Source organism: Mycolicibacterium novocastrense, assembly GCF_001570485.1.
GTDB lineage: Bacteria > Actinomycetota > Actinomycetes > Mycobacteriales > Mycobacteriaceae > Mycobacterium > Mycobacterium novocastrense.
In genome coordinates, this window is record NZ_BCTA01000028.1 from 71,255 (window position 1) to 85,129 (window position 13,875).

Sequence of the window (13,875 nt, forward strand, 5' to 3'; positions counted from 1 at the left end):
CGAGTCACCGCGCCTTGCGCACCGCCTTGGCGAGCTTCTTGAGTGCCCCGTCCAACTGCTCCCGCGAGCGGTGCGCGAGTTCCTCCTCCATCCGGAAGAGCAGACCATAGGTGAACGTGTCCTCGCCTGCGGCGTGCGCGACATCGGCCTGCTGGCGCAGGTGAGTCCGGCTCACGACGCTGTCCTGGTGGTCGCCGAGCAGCGACTGAATGCTCTTGGCCCGATCCGAGACCTTGGACTCGCCGGTCGCGGCGGCCGTATAGCGAAGACGTTTGGCGCCCTTGCGGATTCGATGCAATGCCTCGTCTTTGTCCTCGTCGGCTTCGGCGGCGGCCGCGTTCTTCGCCGCTTTGCGCACGCGCTTGTAGGCCGCGTCGATCGTCGCCTGTGTGCGCTCGTCCTCGTCCTGCGATAGCGCCGGCTCCGCGGCCACCAGCCCCTCGAGCGCGTCGAGCAGCCGGAAGTAACGCTGTGAACGCATCGCGATCAGCGACCGGCGCAGTCCGGCCGTGTAGCGGCGCTTGGCCCCGTCGACCAGCCGCTCGCGCACCGGGCCGCGGACCAATTCCGCTGGCAGCTCATCGAGGGCCTCCTCGTAGCGTTCGCCCAGCACTTCGGCGTCGCGCGCCACTCCCAGAATCCCGGCCAGCTGCTTGAGCTCGTCGAGAATCCAGGCGTCGTCGGAGATGCCGAACGCATCCCGGGAGGTCTGCAGCAGGCTGCGGATCTTGCGCGTCGTGACTCGCATCTGGTGCACCGAGTCCGGCACGTCGGCGCGCACCGCACGGTCCCACTCGATCAGCTGGTCGACCTGTTCGGCCACCGCCCGGTGCACGGCGTCGGTCGGTCGCACTGCGTCATCCGGCGCAGAGGATTCCGCGAGCACGCGCGCCAGCTTCGAACCGCTGGCCGCGGGTTCGGCGCCGGCATCGATCAGCCGGTTCGACAGCCGGTCGAGCAGTTCCCGGTCGGCACCGTCCGTCAGTTCGAGTTCCCATTCGCGCCACGCCTGCTCCGGACCGCCGGGCTCGGCCGACGCGGTCACCTGGTCGTCGCAGAACTCCGCGATCGGCCTCCCCTCGGGGCCGTAGAGCATGTTGACGATGCGCCGGGTCGAGATGCGCGCGACCGGGCGCAAGGGGTGGTCGCGCACGATCGCCAGCACGATGTCGCGCAGCGCCTCGGGCACCTCGTTCTCGTCGCCGAGGGGCTCCCTGACCTCGGTGCGGGCGTCCGGGCCGGCGGGAAGTTTGAGATGCCACCCTTCGTCGGGTCCACCGGTGCGTCTGCGCAGCGTGATGCGCCGCGTCGCGAGGTCGTGATCGGGGGTGTCGAAGTAGACGGCTTCGAGGTGGTGAGCCGGCGATCCTTCGACCCTGGCGACCGCTGACAGCCCTTCGAACGACGGCGACACGGTCGACTCGCCGACGTCGAACTTGCGCTCGACCTCGAGGTGCCGCGTCGCCTTGTCGCTGGATTTACCCATGGTGCGAGACAGATTGCCACACGTACGTGAACACGGGGCAACGGAGCCCGAGCACAGAGAAGATAGTGTCGCCCTGTGACCGAATACGAAACGCTGACCTTCGAGCAGAGCGGCGCCATCGCCCGCATCACGCTGAATCGGCCGGATGCCGCAAACGGCATGAACGGCACTATGACTCGTGAGCTGGCCGCCGCGGCCAAGCGGTGCGACACCGATTCGACCAAGGTCGTGGTGCTCACCGGGTCCGGCCGGTTCTTCTGCGCCGGTGGTGATTTGAAGGACTTCGCGTCGGCGCCGGACCGCGGCGCGCACCTCAAGGGCGTCGCCGACGATCTGCACCGCGCGATTTCGACGTTCGCCCGGATGAACGCGGTGGTGATCACCGCGGTGAACGGCACCGCGGCCGGCGCCGGGTTCTCACTCGCGGTCACCGGCGATCTGGTGCTGGCCGCTGAGTCGGCATCGTTCACGATGGCCTACACCCGCGTCGGGCTGAGCCCCGACGGGAGCGCCTCCTACTACCTACCGCGGCTGGTCGGGATCACCAAGACCAAGGAACTCATGCTCACCAACCGGAGCCTGACGGCGCAGGAGGCCTCGCAGTGGGGGCTGGTGACCGAGGTGGTCCCCGACGCCGAACTGGCCGACCGGGCCTCGAAGCTGGCGGATCAGATGGCGGCCACCTCGGCCGGTTCCAACGGTGGGGTCAAGCAATTGCTGCTGGGGACGTTCGGCAACGGGCTCGAAGAGCAGATGGAACTCGAGGGACGGCTGATCGCCGCACGCGCGGTCTCCAGCGACGGCCGAGAGGGCGTCGACGCCTTCCTGGCCAAGCGCAAGCCCGAGTTCGCCTAGAAGGAGTGTTCGTCGGCGGGGAACACCCCGCTGGCCACCTCATCGGCGTACTGCTCTGCGGCGCGGCGCAATTCGGCGCCGACGTCGCCGAAGCGCTTGACGAACTTGGCGGTCTTGCCGTTGGTCATGCCCGCCATGTCCTGCCACACCAGCACCTGTGCGTCGCAGTTCGCGCCCGCGCCGATCCCGATGGTGGGGATGGTCAGCTTGCCGGTGATCTGGGTGGCCAGTTCGGCGGGCACCATCTCCATGACGACTGAGAACGCGCCGGCTTCCTGCACGGCGATGGCGTCGTGGATGGTCTGCTCGGCGGCGTCGCCGCGGCCCTGGACCCGGAAGCCGCCCAGCCCGTTGACGCTCTGCGGGGTGAAGCCGATGTGCGCCATGACCGGAATCCCGGCCGCGCTCAGCGCCGCGATCTGCTCGACCACGCGCTCGCCGCCCTCGAGCTTGACCGCATGCGCACCGGTCTCCTTCAGGAACCGGGTCGCCGTCGACAACGCTTGGCGAGGGCCTTCCTCGTAGCTGCCGAACGGTAGGTCGGCCACGACCAGCGCGTGCGGCGCACCGCGGACGACGCCACGTACCAGGGGAATCAGCTCATCGATTGTCACGGGCACGGTGGTGTCGTAGCCATAGACGACGTTGGCGGCTGAATCGCCGACCAACAGCACCGGAATTCCTGCCTCGTCGAACACTCGGGCGGTGGAGTAGTCGTAGGCGGTGAGCATCGCCCACTTGTGGCCTTCGGCTTTCCACTTCTGGAGGTGTAAGGTCCGCGTCTTCGTCCGCGGAGCGGACAGTTCGGCGGAGGTCCGCGGAGCGGGCGAGGCAGTCCCGTAGACGGTCTGCTCAGACATCGTTGTCCCCCAATTGGGTGGGTCGGGTCGAATCCTCGAGGCCGACATCGGTCCCCGGGTTCGCTGACGCCCTCCAGTCTGCCATTCTGTGCGCGAGATGTTAAAAGGCCTGTTGAGTGGATTTGCTCACACGCGCCGTCGCCGGGCATAGCATTCCGGCATGCAACGGCTCAGCGGGCTCGACGCCAGCTTCTTGTACCTCGAGACCGCGCAGCAGCCGCTGCATGTCTGTTCGATCCTTGAATTGGACACCTCGACGATGCCGGGCGGCTACACGTTCGACCGGTTCCGGGACGAGTTGAACCAGCGCATCAAGGCGATGCCGGAGTTCCGCGAGAAGCTGGCCGACAGCCGGTTCAACCTCGACCATCCGGTGTGGGTGGAGGACAAGGACTTCGACGTCGACCGCCATCTGCATCGCATCGGCCTGCCCGCGCCCGGCGGCCCTCGCGAGCTCGCCGAGATCTGCGGCCATATCGCGTCGCTGCCGCTGGACCGCAGCCGTCCGCTGTGGGAGAAGTGGGTCATCGAGAACATCGATGGAACCGATCCGCAGGACGGCGGGCGTCTCGTGGTGATGACGAAGGTTCACCACGCGGGCGTCGACGGTGTGACGGGTGCGAGCCTGATGTCGCAGTTGTGCAGCACCGAACCCGACGCGCTACCTCCGGATCCCGTCGACGGTCCCGGCGACGCAAGCTCCCTGGAGATCGCGGTTTCCGGTGCGGTCAAGTTCGCCACCCGGCCGTTGAAGCTGGCGAGCACGCTGCCCATGACGGTCTCGTCGGTGGTCGACACGGTCCGCCGCGCCCGCTCGGGCAACTCGATGGCGCCGCCGTTCGCCGCCCCCAGGACGGTGTTCAACATGAACGTCACCGGGCACCGCAACGTCGCGTTCACGCAACTGGATCTCGAGGACATCAAGACCGTCAAGAACCACTTCGGGGTCAAGGTCAACGACGTGGTGATGGCGCTGGTCTCCGGCGTGCTGCGCAAGTACCTCGCCGACCGCGGCCAGCTGCCGGAGAACTCCCTGGTCGCGATGGTGCCGGTCTCGGTGCACGACAGGTCCGATCGACCCGGCCGCAACCAGGTGTCGGGGATGTTCTCGCGACTGGAGACCCACATCGAGGATCCGGCGGCCCGGCTGAAATCCATCGCTGAGGCGAATTCGGTTGCCAAACAACATAGTTCGGCGATCGGCGCGACCCTGCTGCAGGACTGGACGCAGTTCGCCGCCCCGGCGGTGTTCGGTGTCGCGATGCGCGTCTACGCGTCGAGCCGGCTGAGCGGCGCGCGCCCGGTGCACAACCTCGTCATCTCCAACGTCCCCGGGCCGCAGGTCCCGCTGTACTACCTGGGCTGCGAGGCCAAGGCGATGTATCCGCTCGGTCCGATCTTTCACGGGTCGGGTCTCAACATCACCGTCATGTCGCTGACCGGGTCGCTGAACGTCGGCATCGTGTCCTGTCCGGAACTGCTGCCCGACCTGTGGGACATGGCCGACGACTTCGCCGCGGCGCTCGACGAGTTGTTGGCCGCCACGCGATAGCGCCCTAGCCAGCGGCGATGAGGGTTCATGGCAGCATGTTGAGCCATGAACGCCAAGATCGGGGTCATCGCCACCACTGTGCTGCTCGCGGCCACCGGATGCAGCCAATTGGTGGACGGCCGCGCCGTCGTCGCGGTGCCGCCGCCGGGCACCCCGATCGAATGGGTCAAATGCCAGTCGGACCAGTCCGACGAGTCGCGGATTCCCGCCGACGCCGAATGCGGCATGCTGTCGGTCCCGGTGGACTACGACGAGCCCGACGGTGACGTCGCCCGTCTCGCGATGATCCGGTTCAAGGCCACCGGCGACAAGATCGCCTCGCTGATCATCAACCCCGGGGGCCCGGGGGAGTCCGGGGTGGAGGCCGCAGCGAGCCTCGTCGGCTCGCTGCCCGAGTCGGTGCGGGAGCGCTTCGACCTCGTCGGCTTCGATCCACGCGGCGTCGCGAACTCCACGCCGGCGCTGTGGTGCAACTCCGACGCCGACAACGACCGGCTGCGCGCCGAGCCCCAGGTCGACTACTCGCCGGAGGGCGTCGCCGAGATCGAGAAGGAGACCAAGGAGTTCGTCGCACGCTGCGAGAACAAGATGGGCAAGGAGTTCCTCGCCAACGTCGGGACCGTCAACGTGGCCAAGGATCTCGAGGCGATGCGCGAGGCCCTCGGTGACGACAAACTGACCTACCTCGGCTACTCCTACGGCACCCGGATCGGCGCCACCTACGCCGAGAACTATCCGGACAAGGTGCGCGCGATGGTCCTCGACGGGGCGGTCGATCCCAACGCCGATCCCACCGAGGCCAATGTCCGGCAGGCCGCGGCCTTCCAGACCGCGTTCAACGACTACGCCGCCGACTGTGCGGAGAACCCGGCCTGCCCGCTGGGCACCGACCCGGCGAAGGCCAACGACGTCTACCACAGCCTGGTCGACCCGCTGGTGCAGAAGCCGCTGCGGACGCGCGACCCGCGCGGGCTGAGCTACTCCGACGCGATCGTGGGCACCATCCTGCCGTTGTACTCGCCCGACCTGTGGCGGCACCTGACGCAGGCGCTCAGCGAGATGGAGCGGGGAACCGGCGACACCATGCTCGCGCTGGCCGATCTCTACATGGGCCGCGACGCGCAGGGCCACTACAACAACTCGACCGACGTGCGCGTGGCGGTCAACTGCGTGGACAAGCCCGCGGTGACCGACCGCGCGAAGGTCGTCGAGGAGGACCGGCGGGTGCGCGAGGCGGCGCCGTTCATGAGCTACGGCGAGTTCACCGGGCACGCTCCTTTGGGCACGTGCGCGTTCTGGCCGGTCCCGCCGACGAGCGAACCGCACGAACTCGAGGTGGAGGGGTTGCCCCCGACGCTGGTGGTGTCGACGACCAACGATCCCGCCACGCCGTACCAGGCGGGTGTGGAGCTGGCCAAGCAGCTCGGTGGGACGCTCGTGACGTTCCAGGGCACTCAGCACACCGTGGTGTTCCAGGGCAACAAGTGCGTCGACGACATCGCGGCCAACTACCTCGTCGACCTGGCGCTGCCGCCGGCCGACACCACCTGCTCCTCGGACTGATCAGGGTTCGACCGGGTCGTGCGGCGGTCTTCAGTTGTTTTAGCCGCCCCGGCGCACGAGCCGTGTGACTCTGTAGTTTGTGGCGGCGACGGGTGGCGGCGCCCTGCGCGGGAGGTGTCAGATGGCGACCGTTGATGCCGAAGGCGCCCACCAGGCGACCGAGGACGAACGAACCGACGTGGTCGCCCCCCTGGTCGCAGCGTTCGTCGAAGATCCGATCTACCGGTGGATCGTTCCCGATGACCAGCAACGACGTCGCAGCGCGGAGTCGTTCTACTCGCTGCTCGTCGATGCGCATTGGTCGCATGACGGGGTGTATGCGGCCGGCAGAGGTAGCGGAGCGGCGCTCTGGTTACCGCCGAAGCGGCAACTGGTCGATGACGACAGGGCCGAAGCCTTCGGCCGCGAGCTTGTCCAAACCGCGGGGGACGAAGCCTCGTGCCGGCGACAGGCCGAACTGGCCGCCATGCTCGATGAGCACCATCCGTCGGACGCCCACTGGTATCTGGCATTCATGGGCGTACGCCCCTCGCTACGGGGCCGCGGAATCGGCAGCGCGCTTCTACAGGCGGTTCTCGCAGATGCGGATCGCCACGGCGTGCCGGCTTATTTGGAGGCGTCGTGCCCAGCCAACAAACGTCTGTACGAGCGCCACGGTTTCCAAACGGTGACGGAGCTGACGGTGGCTGACAGTCCGACCCTCTACGCGATGTGGAGACGACCGGCGGGTTAGGTCCGCACGCTCGCGGACGTGCTGGCGGCAAGCTGGATGAGCAGTGATTCAAGCGATCTCGCTCAATGACCGGCTGCGCGCCCGCGGCCGCACTGAGCATCAGCCCGCTGATGAGTTCACGGTCAGCAGCGCGCGGTCAGCGGCTTCATCACGTCGGCGGCCAATTTCGTGACCGCGGCCTGTCGGGAGGTGCCGACGTCGGCCGCGGTGACCGAGCGCAGTTCCGCCAGGTCCAGCTCGGCGACCCGCCACGCCTCGACCACCCGCTCGGACGCGGTGGAGTTGGCCAAGCAGCTCGGTGGGGCGCTCTTGACGTTCCAGGGCACTCAGCACACCGTGGTGTTCCAGGGCTACAAGTGCGTCGATGACATCGCGGCCAACTACCTCGTCGACCTGGCGCTGCCGCCGGCCGACACCACCTGCTCCTCGGACTGACCACGGCCGCGAACTGATCACGGCCGCGAACTGCGCTGGTGGCCTTACGGAATCTCCCAGTGACCCGGAGTCCCGTCGAAGAACGGGTTCTCGAAACCCTGCACCGTGGGCAGTTTCCGCAGCTCATCCGGCGGGATGCCGTAGAAGGGATTGCGGACCCCGTTGATGGTGGCCTCCGCCCTCAGCTGGACGGGACCGATCTGTTCACCCGGCAGTCCGAAGTAGTCGCCGACCCCCGGCACGCCCGGCCAGACGTCGGGCACAGCCCACTGCGGGATCTCCCAGTGGCCCGGTGCCTCGTCGAAGAACGGGTTCTCATAACCCTGGACGGTCCGCATCTTCTTGAGCTGTCCGGGCGGGATGTTGAAGAACGGGTTCGGCACTCCGTTGATGGTGGCCGCGTTCTTCAACTGCCCGGGCGGTATCCGAGCGCCCGGCAACCCGAAGTAGGCGTCGATGTCGGGCAGGTTCGGCTCCAGATCCGGCAGATCGACGTCGACCGCGGGTCTCGGGACCGGCGGCAGGTCCACCCTGGGCAGCGGCGGCACGTCGACCGGTGGCACGTTCACGTCGACGTCCGGCACCCGCGGCGCCTCGACGCGCGGCACATTCACGTCGACTCGCGGCACCTCCACGTCGACCTTCGGGGGACGGGGTACCTCGACCCGCGGTACCTCGACGTTGGGAACCGGTGGTGGCGCCGGAATGGGCGGTATCGGCGGGGACGGGAACTTCGGGTCTGCGTGCACGACGCCCGTTCCCAAGCCGAGTGCCGTGAAGCCGCCCAAGGCCCCGGCCAGGCCCAGGGAAAATGCTGTTTTCTTGAGGTTCATGGTCGCTCCTCGCATCGATTTCTGCGGCGCGACCCCCCGACAGAACGATCGGCTACCCGCGCGGTGCGTCGACGAAACCTCGATGTGTCATCAGGATCCGCTGGTGGCGATCTGGACGAGCAGAAGCTCCAGGCGCTTGCGATCGGTCACCGGCTGACGGCCGGCCGCGGCACTGAGCATGAGTCCGCTGATGAACATCACGGTGAGCAGGGCCCGGTCGGCCACTGTGGACGGGTCGGCGTCAGCCGGCCGCGAGCGTTCGGCCAGCTCGCGGTGCAATGTGAGGTAGGTCTGCGAATTCGCATGGAACACAGCCGAAATCGCGGGATCGCGACTGGCCTGTAGGAGTAGTTCGATTCGCGCGCGGGTGCGGGTGAGGCCGTCGCCGGTCAGCGATTTCATCACGACGGCGGCCAATCGCGTGACCGCGGCCTGTCGGGAGGTGCCGACGTCGGCCGCGGTGACCGAGCGCAGGTCCGCCAGGTCGAGCTCGGCGACCCGCTCGGCGACGGCGCGGATCAGCGCCGTGCGCGTCCGGAAGTAGTACGAAGTGCTCCCCTCCGGCACACCCGCGGCACGGTCGACCCGCGGATGGCTCAGCCCCTTGGCGCCGTGCTCGGCGAGCAGCCCGATCGCGGCGTCACACAGTTCGCGACGCCGTTGCCGGCCGTCCGGGGTTCGGCGCTCGCTCACCTACGTCGCGATCGGACGGATCAGCACTTCCTGGGATGTGCTGGCCACGGTGCGGCCCGCCGCGTCACGGATGGTTCCGCGGATCAGCGCGCGGTGTCCGGTGACGGCCACCGTGTCCTGGGTGTACAGATGCCACTCGTCGAAGCGGACGGGCCGGTGCAGCCACAACGCGTGATCGAGGCTGACCGCCGCGATCGATGTGTAGTCGGCGCGGTGCGGGTGGTTGCGCAACGCCATGTCCAACAGCAGATAGTCGCTCGCGTACGCCAGCATCGCGCTGTGCAGCGCGGGCTCGTCACCGATGGGGCGGGGCAACCGCATCCAGTGCGACCGGGGCTCGGGCGTCTGCCTGCCACCCAGGAAGTTCGTCGGCTCTGCGATGCGCATCTCCACTGCCGGCGGGACGTCGATCCAGTTCTGCGCGTTCTGTCTCAGCTGCGCGGGGACCTGGTGCACCCAGTGCTGCAGCAGCGGCATCTCCTCGGGTGCCGGGGTATGGGGCGCTCGGCGCTCGAGTTCGGGTTCGGCGGGATTGGTGTGAAACGACGCAAGGGCGGTGAGCAGGGTGCGCTCGCCCTGCGCGACGGTGACCCGACGGGTCGCCATCGATCGTCCGTCGCGCACGGCCTCGACGGCGATGTCGACCGGTGTGTCCGAGGCGCCGGTCTGGACGAAGTAGGCGTGCAGGGAATGCGGCGCGTGCTCGTCGACGGTGCGCGACGCGGCGTAGAGCGCCTGTGCGAGCAGTTGGCCGCCGAAGATCCGGCCGAAGCGATCCCGTTCGTTGGTTGCCTGAAACCGGTTGTCGCCCAACGGTGTCAAGTCCAGTGCCCGTTCGAGCGTGTCGAGGGATTCGAGCACCGCCTTCTCCAGCACCGTTCCGCGAAGCGGGCCGGACAGGTCGGTCAGCGGGTCGATCTCATCGGCGGACATCACGGGTGGATCCTGCCAGATCCTTGCCACCGTTGTCTCTAAGACTTTAGAGTCCGGGTGTGGCCTCTGGAATCTCCCGGCAGCCGGTAGCCGTCGCGGGTCATGATGCGGACCGGATCGCTGCCGTCCCATGCCGAGCAGGTTTCGGAGATGCGGCGCACCTGGTCGAGAAAGGCGGGCGGGGCCTCGACGATCTCGGTGTAGAACCCGAAATCGGCCACGGTGTCGATGTAGGCGACGCGGAAACCCCCGCCCGTGCTCTGGGCCGCAACCGGATACCCCAGCGCCGCGAAGTGGGCCGTTTTGGCATCGTAATCCTTTGTCACCGTCGCGATTTGGTGGAACGAGCTCGTCCCGTTACGGCTCCAGTCGGAGTAGATGCTCGGCGTCTGGCAGTGCTGCTGGATCAACTCGATCTGGACCGGGCCCGCCTGGGCCACCGCGACCTGGATGCGGACCGTGCGGATCTCACCGCCGTAGTCGGCCACTTGATCGGCGATGGGCAGCACATGAAACGGTCCCACTCCGAACACACGCGCCCAACCGGCGGCGGCCTCGAGAACGTCGTCGACGACGTGCCCGAGTTGAAAGAACCGAAAATCCCCCTCGGGCCATGGCTGTTCGAACAGATCCATGCGCACGATCATGGCATGGCCGCGCAATGCTGAGCGGGGAACGGGTTCTCATCACCGGGCCGGCCGGCCGCATCGCCTACGGCGTCGCGAAGTCGCTCGCCAAAGACAACGAAGTGTGGGGTATCGCCAGGTTCTCCGACATCGCCGCGCGCGAGGAGGTCGAGGCACTGGGCCTGACCACCCGAAGCATCGATCTCGCCGTCGGCGACTTCGTCGATCTGCCAACGAATTTCACGTACCTCTTGCACATCGCCGCCGATTTCGGTGAAGACTACGAGCAGGGACTACGCGTCAACGCCGAGGGCACCGGACTGCTGCTGTCCCACTGCCGTTGTGTCAAGGCCGCGCTGGTGATGTCGACGGTCACCGTCTACAAACCGCACCCGGACCCGTGGCACGCATTCCGGGAGGACGATCCGATCGGCGATGCCGGATTGCCCAGCCCGCAACCGTATTCGATCGTCAAGATCGCCGAGGAGGCCGTCGCCAGATACTGTGCGCGCGAATTCGGCATACCCACGGTCATCGCCCGGATGGGCAGCGCGTACGGCGAGCGGGGCGGTCTGCCGCTGTGGCACCTGCAAGCGATCGCGGAGGGGCGACCCGTCGTGGCCCGCTGGGACCCGTTGCCGTACAGCCCGATCCACTACGACGACATCAACGCCCAGATTCCGGCGCTGCTGGACGCGACGAGCGTTCCCGCCACCATCGTCAACTTCGCAGGCGACACCCCGGTGAGCGTCCAGCAGTGGTGCGCGTATTTCGGTGAACTTCTCGGTGTGTCACCACAGGTGGACGTGCAGCCCGTCCCCGGTGCCTCGGTCGGTTCGGTCGGCGACCACACCATGCGAACGTCGATCACCGGGCCCTGCACGGTGGACTGGCGGGAGGGCTTCCGGGCCATGGCCGCTCACCACTATCCCGACCGCGTCGAGGCCTGACGCGCATGCGCTATCCCGAGCCGCAACAGTTGCTCGACGAAGCGGTCGCCGAATGCGGGCACTCCGACTTCGGGCCCGGAGACTTCCGCGAAGGACTGGCCGTTCTGCTCGACAGCCTGGAACGCGACGGCGACCTGGACCCGGGCACAGACGCCGCGGTCATCGGCGATCTGCGGCGCAGGCTGGTCAATCGCCTCGAGGTCGAGGCCTACTACCGGGCGCACCCCGAGGTCGAGGACGTCGTCATCTCCGGGCCCGTCGACATCAACGGGCTGCCGCGCACCGGAACCACCGCGCTGGCCGACATGCTCTCGCTCGATCCGCAGTTCCGGTGTCTGCGGGGCTGGGAGCAATATCAGCCCGTGCCGCCGCCGGTCGCCGGCGGCGAGGCCCACGACCCGCGCAGGCAGGCATTCCTACGGATGCACGAGGAGCGTCCCGCCGCACAGGCCGTCATGCACATCTTCGAGGTCGACGCCACCATGGAGGACACCGAAATCCTCGGAATGGCGTTTCACGGCCAGCAGATGACCCTGCCGGTGGCGGGCTACCGATCGTGGTGGCGGCGCGCCGATCTGACCGAGACCTACGCCTACCACCGCAGGGTCGTCAAGCTGCTCGGGTCGACGTGCCCACCGGAGCTGTGGCTGTTCAAGGCGCCCCACCACAAGTTCCACCTGGAGGCGCTCGCCAAGGCCTACCCGGACATGCGGTTCGTGATGACACACCGCGATCCCGCCAAGGTCGTCCCGTCCTACACCAGCCTGGTGTCGACGATCTTCCCGCCCGCGGCGGGCGACCGGGATCTGTGCGCCCTCGGCCGCGAACTGAGCGATCACCTGCGTGAGGGCATGGAGAACGCGATCGCCGAACGCGCACGCATCGGGGAGGACCGTTTTCTCGACGTCCATCACCGCGAGCTGGTCGCCGATCCGAGGGGCACGGTCCGCCGCGTCTACGACTGGCTGGGCCTGGAGCTCAAACCCGCTGTCGCCGAGACGATTTTCGACTGGCAGGACACCAACGCCGTCGGCGCCAAGGGGACACACCGATACACCGCGGAACAGTTCGGCCTCTCGGTCGACCAGATCCGATCCGACTACGACTTCTACATCCGGCACTTCGACGTGGCCGTGGAGGCCTGAGGAGGCTCACCTATGACCACCCTGCCGAGCTGGGACACCCAGATGGAGGCGCTCAAAGGAGTGGCTGACCACCTGCTGGCGACGTGGCGACCAGACGGCGCCTCCGAAGCCGAGATCCAGGACATGAACAAACTCGCGCTGTCGATCCTGGCGTGCGGCTACCTGTGCCACGTCTACACCGATTCGAAGCGCCCGGTGTTCATGCCGCTGTGGAACTACGCCTGCAACCAGGGCGGGCCGAACCCGGACTACGTCTACCTGACCGCCGAGGTCGACGGGTCCGGCGTCTATGAGTTGACCGGTCGTCGTGGCACGGTTCGGTTCGTCGAGATCACCCAGCAGGCACCCGGAATGATGAAGAGCCTCAAGGGCGTCGAGCGGCAGATGAAGTTCCAGGCCGTCACCCACGACCTGGACGACCTGACGATCGCCGAGGACGGTTCCTTCCGCGTGATCATGTCCGCCGAACGCCCCGACTCATACGACGGCGACTGGTGGCCGCTCAACCCGGAGGTGGGCAAGCTGCTGATGCGCAAATGCGCGTGCGACTGGAACACCGAGATCGACGCCCAGGTCGCCATCAATCGCCTCGACGACGGCGGCACGGACATGTCGCCGACCGAGATCGCGCGGCGGTTCTCGGAGCTGGGCGACTGGATCAAGGGAATGATCGACTTCGACATGGAGCTGGTCCGGTACTACCGCGAGCACCACGGCTTCAACGTGCTCCTGCGGTCACAGTGGATTCAGCAAGGCGGTGGCCTGGCCACCAAGCAGGCCTACTACGACGGTATCCATCAAATCGCCGACGACGAGGCGTTGGTCGTCGAGTTCCCCGTGCCGGCGCACTGCTACTACTGGCAGATTCTGGTGGCCGACGACCGGTTCTCGACGGTGGACTGGGTGAACCGACAATCCAGTCTCAACGACGTTCAGGCGCGCATCGACCCCGACGGCTGGTTCCGCGGCGTGGTGTCCAAGCGCGACCCGGGCGTGCACAATTGGCTCGACAAGGCCGACTGGCCGTGGGGGATTCTGCAGGCGCGGTTCTACAAAGCCGAGGAGTTCCCCGAGATCACGGTCACGAAAGTGCCGGTCGCCGACGTGCTCGGGCACCTCCCGGCGGGCACCGAGGTGCTCACCCAAGACCAGCGGCGAGCCCAGCTGCGGCACCGTCGAACGGGTGCGCAGATGCGCCGCATCTGGTGATC

14 protein-coding genes and 1 pseudogene are annotated in these 13,875 nt (G+C 67.5%); 8 read left to right on the forward strand and 7 right to left on the reverse strand.

The features are described 5' to 3' along the window. Nucleotides 1–4: 4 nt before the first annotated feature. Nucleotides 5–1,486, reverse strand: a complete 1,482-nt coding sequence (locus RMCN_RS10960; RefSeq protein ID WP_067389079.1) for a CYTH and CHAD domain-containing protein — start codon at nucleotides 1,484–1,486, stop codon at nucleotides 5–7. Nucleotides 1,487–1,561: 75 nt separating this feature from the next. On the opposite strand from RMCN_RS10960, the gene RMCN_RS10965 reads away from it, so the two are divergent. Continuing rightward, complete coding sequence (locus tag RMCN_RS10965) at nucleotides 1,562–2,341, forward strand: enoyl-CoA hydratase/isomerase family protein (RefSeq protein WP_067389081.1); 780 nt, start codon at nucleotides 1,562–1,564, stop codon at nucleotides 2,339–2,341. On the opposite strand, the gene panB is transcribed toward RMCN_RS10965, so the two are convergent. After that, complete coding sequence (panB, locus tag RMCN_RS10970) at nucleotides 2,338–3,201, reverse strand: 3-methyl-2-oxobutanoate hydroxymethyltransferase (RefSeq protein ID WP_067389083.1); 864 nt, start codon at nucleotides 3,199–3,201, stop codon at nucleotides 2,338–2,340. The genes RMCN_RS10965 and panB overlap by 4 nt on opposite strands. Before the next feature lie 160 nt (nucleotides 3,202–3,361). Between panB and RMCN_RS10975 the strand changes: the two genes are divergently transcribed. The 3 genes from RMCN_RS10975 (at nucleotide 3,362) to RMCN_RS10985 (ending at nucleotide 7,049) form a co-directional block, all read left to right on the forward strand. Next, the gene (locus RMCN_RS10975) at nucleotides 3,362–4,753 is read left to right on the forward strand and encodes a WS/DGAT/MGAT family O-acyltransferase (protein ID WP_067389085.1); all 1,392 of its coding nucleotides are present in this window, start codon (nucleotides 3,362–3,364) and stop codon (nucleotides 4,751–4,753) included. Between the two features lie 45 nt (nucleotides 4,754–4,798). After that, nucleotides 4,799–6,316: an alpha/beta hydrolase gene (locus RMCN_RS10980; protein WP_067389087.1), complete on the forward strand. Its 1,518-nt coding sequence runs from the start codon at nucleotides 4,799–4,801 to the stop codon at nucleotides 6,314–6,316. 121 nt (nucleotides 6,317–6,437) lie between these two features. After that, nucleotides 6,438–7,049 carry a GNAT family N-acetyltransferase gene (locus tag RMCN_RS10985; RefSeq protein WP_067389089.1) on the forward strand — a complete coding sequence of 204 codons (612 nt, stop codon included), beginning with the start codon at nucleotides 6,438–6,440 and terminating at the stop codon, nucleotides 7,047–7,049. Between the two features lie 122 nt (nucleotides 7,050–7,171). Here the strand turns inward: RMCN_RS10985 and RMCN_RS31460 are convergent, their stop codons facing one another. After that, entirely contained in the window at nucleotides 7,172–7,339 is a 168-nt protein-coding gene (locus RMCN_RS31460) for a hypothetical protein (RefSeq protein ID WP_234787635.1), read from the reverse strand. On the opposite strand from RMCN_RS31460, the pseudogene RMCN_RS31465 reads away from it, so the two are divergent. After that, nucleotides 7,326–7,484 (forward strand): annotated as a pseudogene (locus RMCN_RS31465) (alpha/beta hydrolase); the annotation flags it as partial. The gene RMCN_RS31460 and the pseudogene RMCN_RS31465 sit on opposite strands and share 14 nt — an antisense overlap. 44 nt (nucleotides 7,485–7,528) lie before the next feature. Here the strand turns inward: RMCN_RS31465 and RMCN_RS10995 are convergent. The 4 genes from RMCN_RS10995 to RMCN_RS11010 form a co-directional block, all read right to left on the reverse strand. Further along, complete coding sequence (locus RMCN_RS10995; protein ID WP_067389091.1) at nucleotides 7,529–8,317, reverse strand: hypothetical protein; 789 nt, start codon at nucleotides 8,315–8,317, stop codon at nucleotides 7,529–7,531. Between the two features lie 90 nt (nucleotides 8,318–8,407). Continuing rightward, on the reverse strand, nucleotides 8,408–9,010 hold the full coding sequence (locus RMCN_RS11000) for a TetR/AcrR family transcriptional regulator (protein ID WP_067389093.1): 603 nt from the start codon (nucleotides 9,008–9,010) through the stop codon (nucleotides 8,408–8,410). Next, a complete protein-coding gene (locus tag RMCN_RS11005) occupies nucleotides 9,011–9,943 on the reverse strand; it encodes an acyl-CoA thioesterase (RefSeq protein WP_067389095.1) in 933 nt (310 codons plus the stop codon). 38 nt (nucleotides 9,944–9,981) lie between these two features. Further along, complete coding sequence (locus RMCN_RS11010) at nucleotides 9,982–10,578, reverse strand: VOC family protein (RefSeq protein ID WP_234787636.1); 597 nt, start codon at nucleotides 10,576–10,578, stop codon at nucleotides 9,982–9,984. A gap of 26 nt (nucleotides 10,579–10,604) precedes the next feature. On the opposite strand from RMCN_RS11010, the gene RMCN_RS11015 reads away from it, so the two are divergent. From RMCN_RS11015 to RMCN_RS11025, 3 genes are read left to right on the forward strand one after another with little or no spacing between them, the layout of a single operon-like run. Further along, on the forward strand, nucleotides 10,605–11,519 hold the full coding sequence (locus RMCN_RS11015; RefSeq protein WP_084377352.1) for an NAD-dependent epimerase/dehydratase family protein: 915 nt from the start codon (nucleotides 10,605–10,607) through the stop codon (nucleotides 11,517–11,519). 5 nt (nucleotides 11,520–11,524) lie between these two features. Beyond that, nucleotides 11,525–12,664 carry a sulfotransferase family protein gene (locus tag RMCN_RS11020; protein ID WP_067389099.1) on the forward strand — a complete coding sequence of 380 codons (1,140 nt, stop codon included), beginning with the start codon at nucleotides 11,525–11,527 and terminating at the stop codon, nucleotides 12,662–12,664. Nucleotides 12,665–12,676: 12 nt separating this feature from the next. Continuing rightward, nucleotides 12,677–13,873, forward strand: coding sequence for a DUF1214 domain-containing protein (locus RMCN_RS11025; RefSeq protein ID WP_067389101.1), 1,197 nt, complete (start codon nucleotides 12,677–12,679; stop codon nucleotides 13,871–13,873). The last annotated feature ends 2 nt before the right edge of the window (nucleotides 13,874–13,875 follow it).

What these genes read in the sequence shown, in the direction of transcription:
- RMCN_RS10960 (WP_067389079.1), bottom strand. Translation starts at nt 1,486, where the DNA reads ATGGGTAAATCCAGCGACAAGGCGACGCGGCACCTCGAGGTCGAGCGC.
- panB (WP_067389083.1), bottom strand. Translation starts at nt 3,201, where the DNA reads ATGTCTGAGCAGACCGTCTACGGGACTGCCTCGCCCGCTCCGCGGACC.
- RMCN_RS10975 (WP_067389085.1), top strand. Translation starts at nt 3,362, where the DNA reads ATGCAACGGCTCAGCGGGCTCGACGCCAGCTTCTTGTACCTCGAGACC.
- RMCN_RS10980 (WP_067389087.1), top strand. Translation starts at nt 4,799, where the DNA reads ATGAACGCCAAGATCGGGGTCATCGCCACCACTGTGCTGCTCGCGGCC.
- RMCN_RS10985 (WP_067389089.1), top strand. Translation starts at nt 6,438, where the DNA reads ATGGCGACCGTTGATGCCGAAGGCGCCCACCAGGCGACCGAGGACGAA.
- RMCN_RS10995 (WP_067389091.1), bottom strand. Translation starts at nt 8,317, where the DNA reads ATGAACCTCAAGAAAACAGCATTTTCCCTGGGCCTGGCCGGGGCCTTG.
- RMCN_RS11005 (WP_067389095.1), bottom strand. Translation starts at nt 9,943, where the DNA reads ATGTCCGCCGATGAGATCGACCCGCTGACCGACCTGTCCGGCCCGCTT.
- RMCN_RS11010 (WP_234787636.1), bottom strand. Translation starts at nt 10,578, where the DNA reads ATGGATCTGTTCGAACAGCCATGGCCCGAGGGGGATTTTCGGTTCTTT.
- RMCN_RS11015 (WP_084377352.1), top strand. Translation starts at nt 10,605, where the DNA reads ATGCTGAGCGGGGAACGGGTTCTCATCACCGGGCCGGCCGGCCGCATC.
- RMCN_RS11020 (WP_067389099.1), top strand. Translation starts at nt 11,525, where the DNA reads ATGCGCTATCCCGAGCCGCAACAGTTGCTCGACGAAGCGGTCGCCGAA.
- RMCN_RS11025 (WP_067389101.1), top strand. Translation starts at nt 12,677, where the DNA reads ATGACCACCCTGCCGAGCTGGGACACCCAGATGGAGGCGCTCAAAGGA.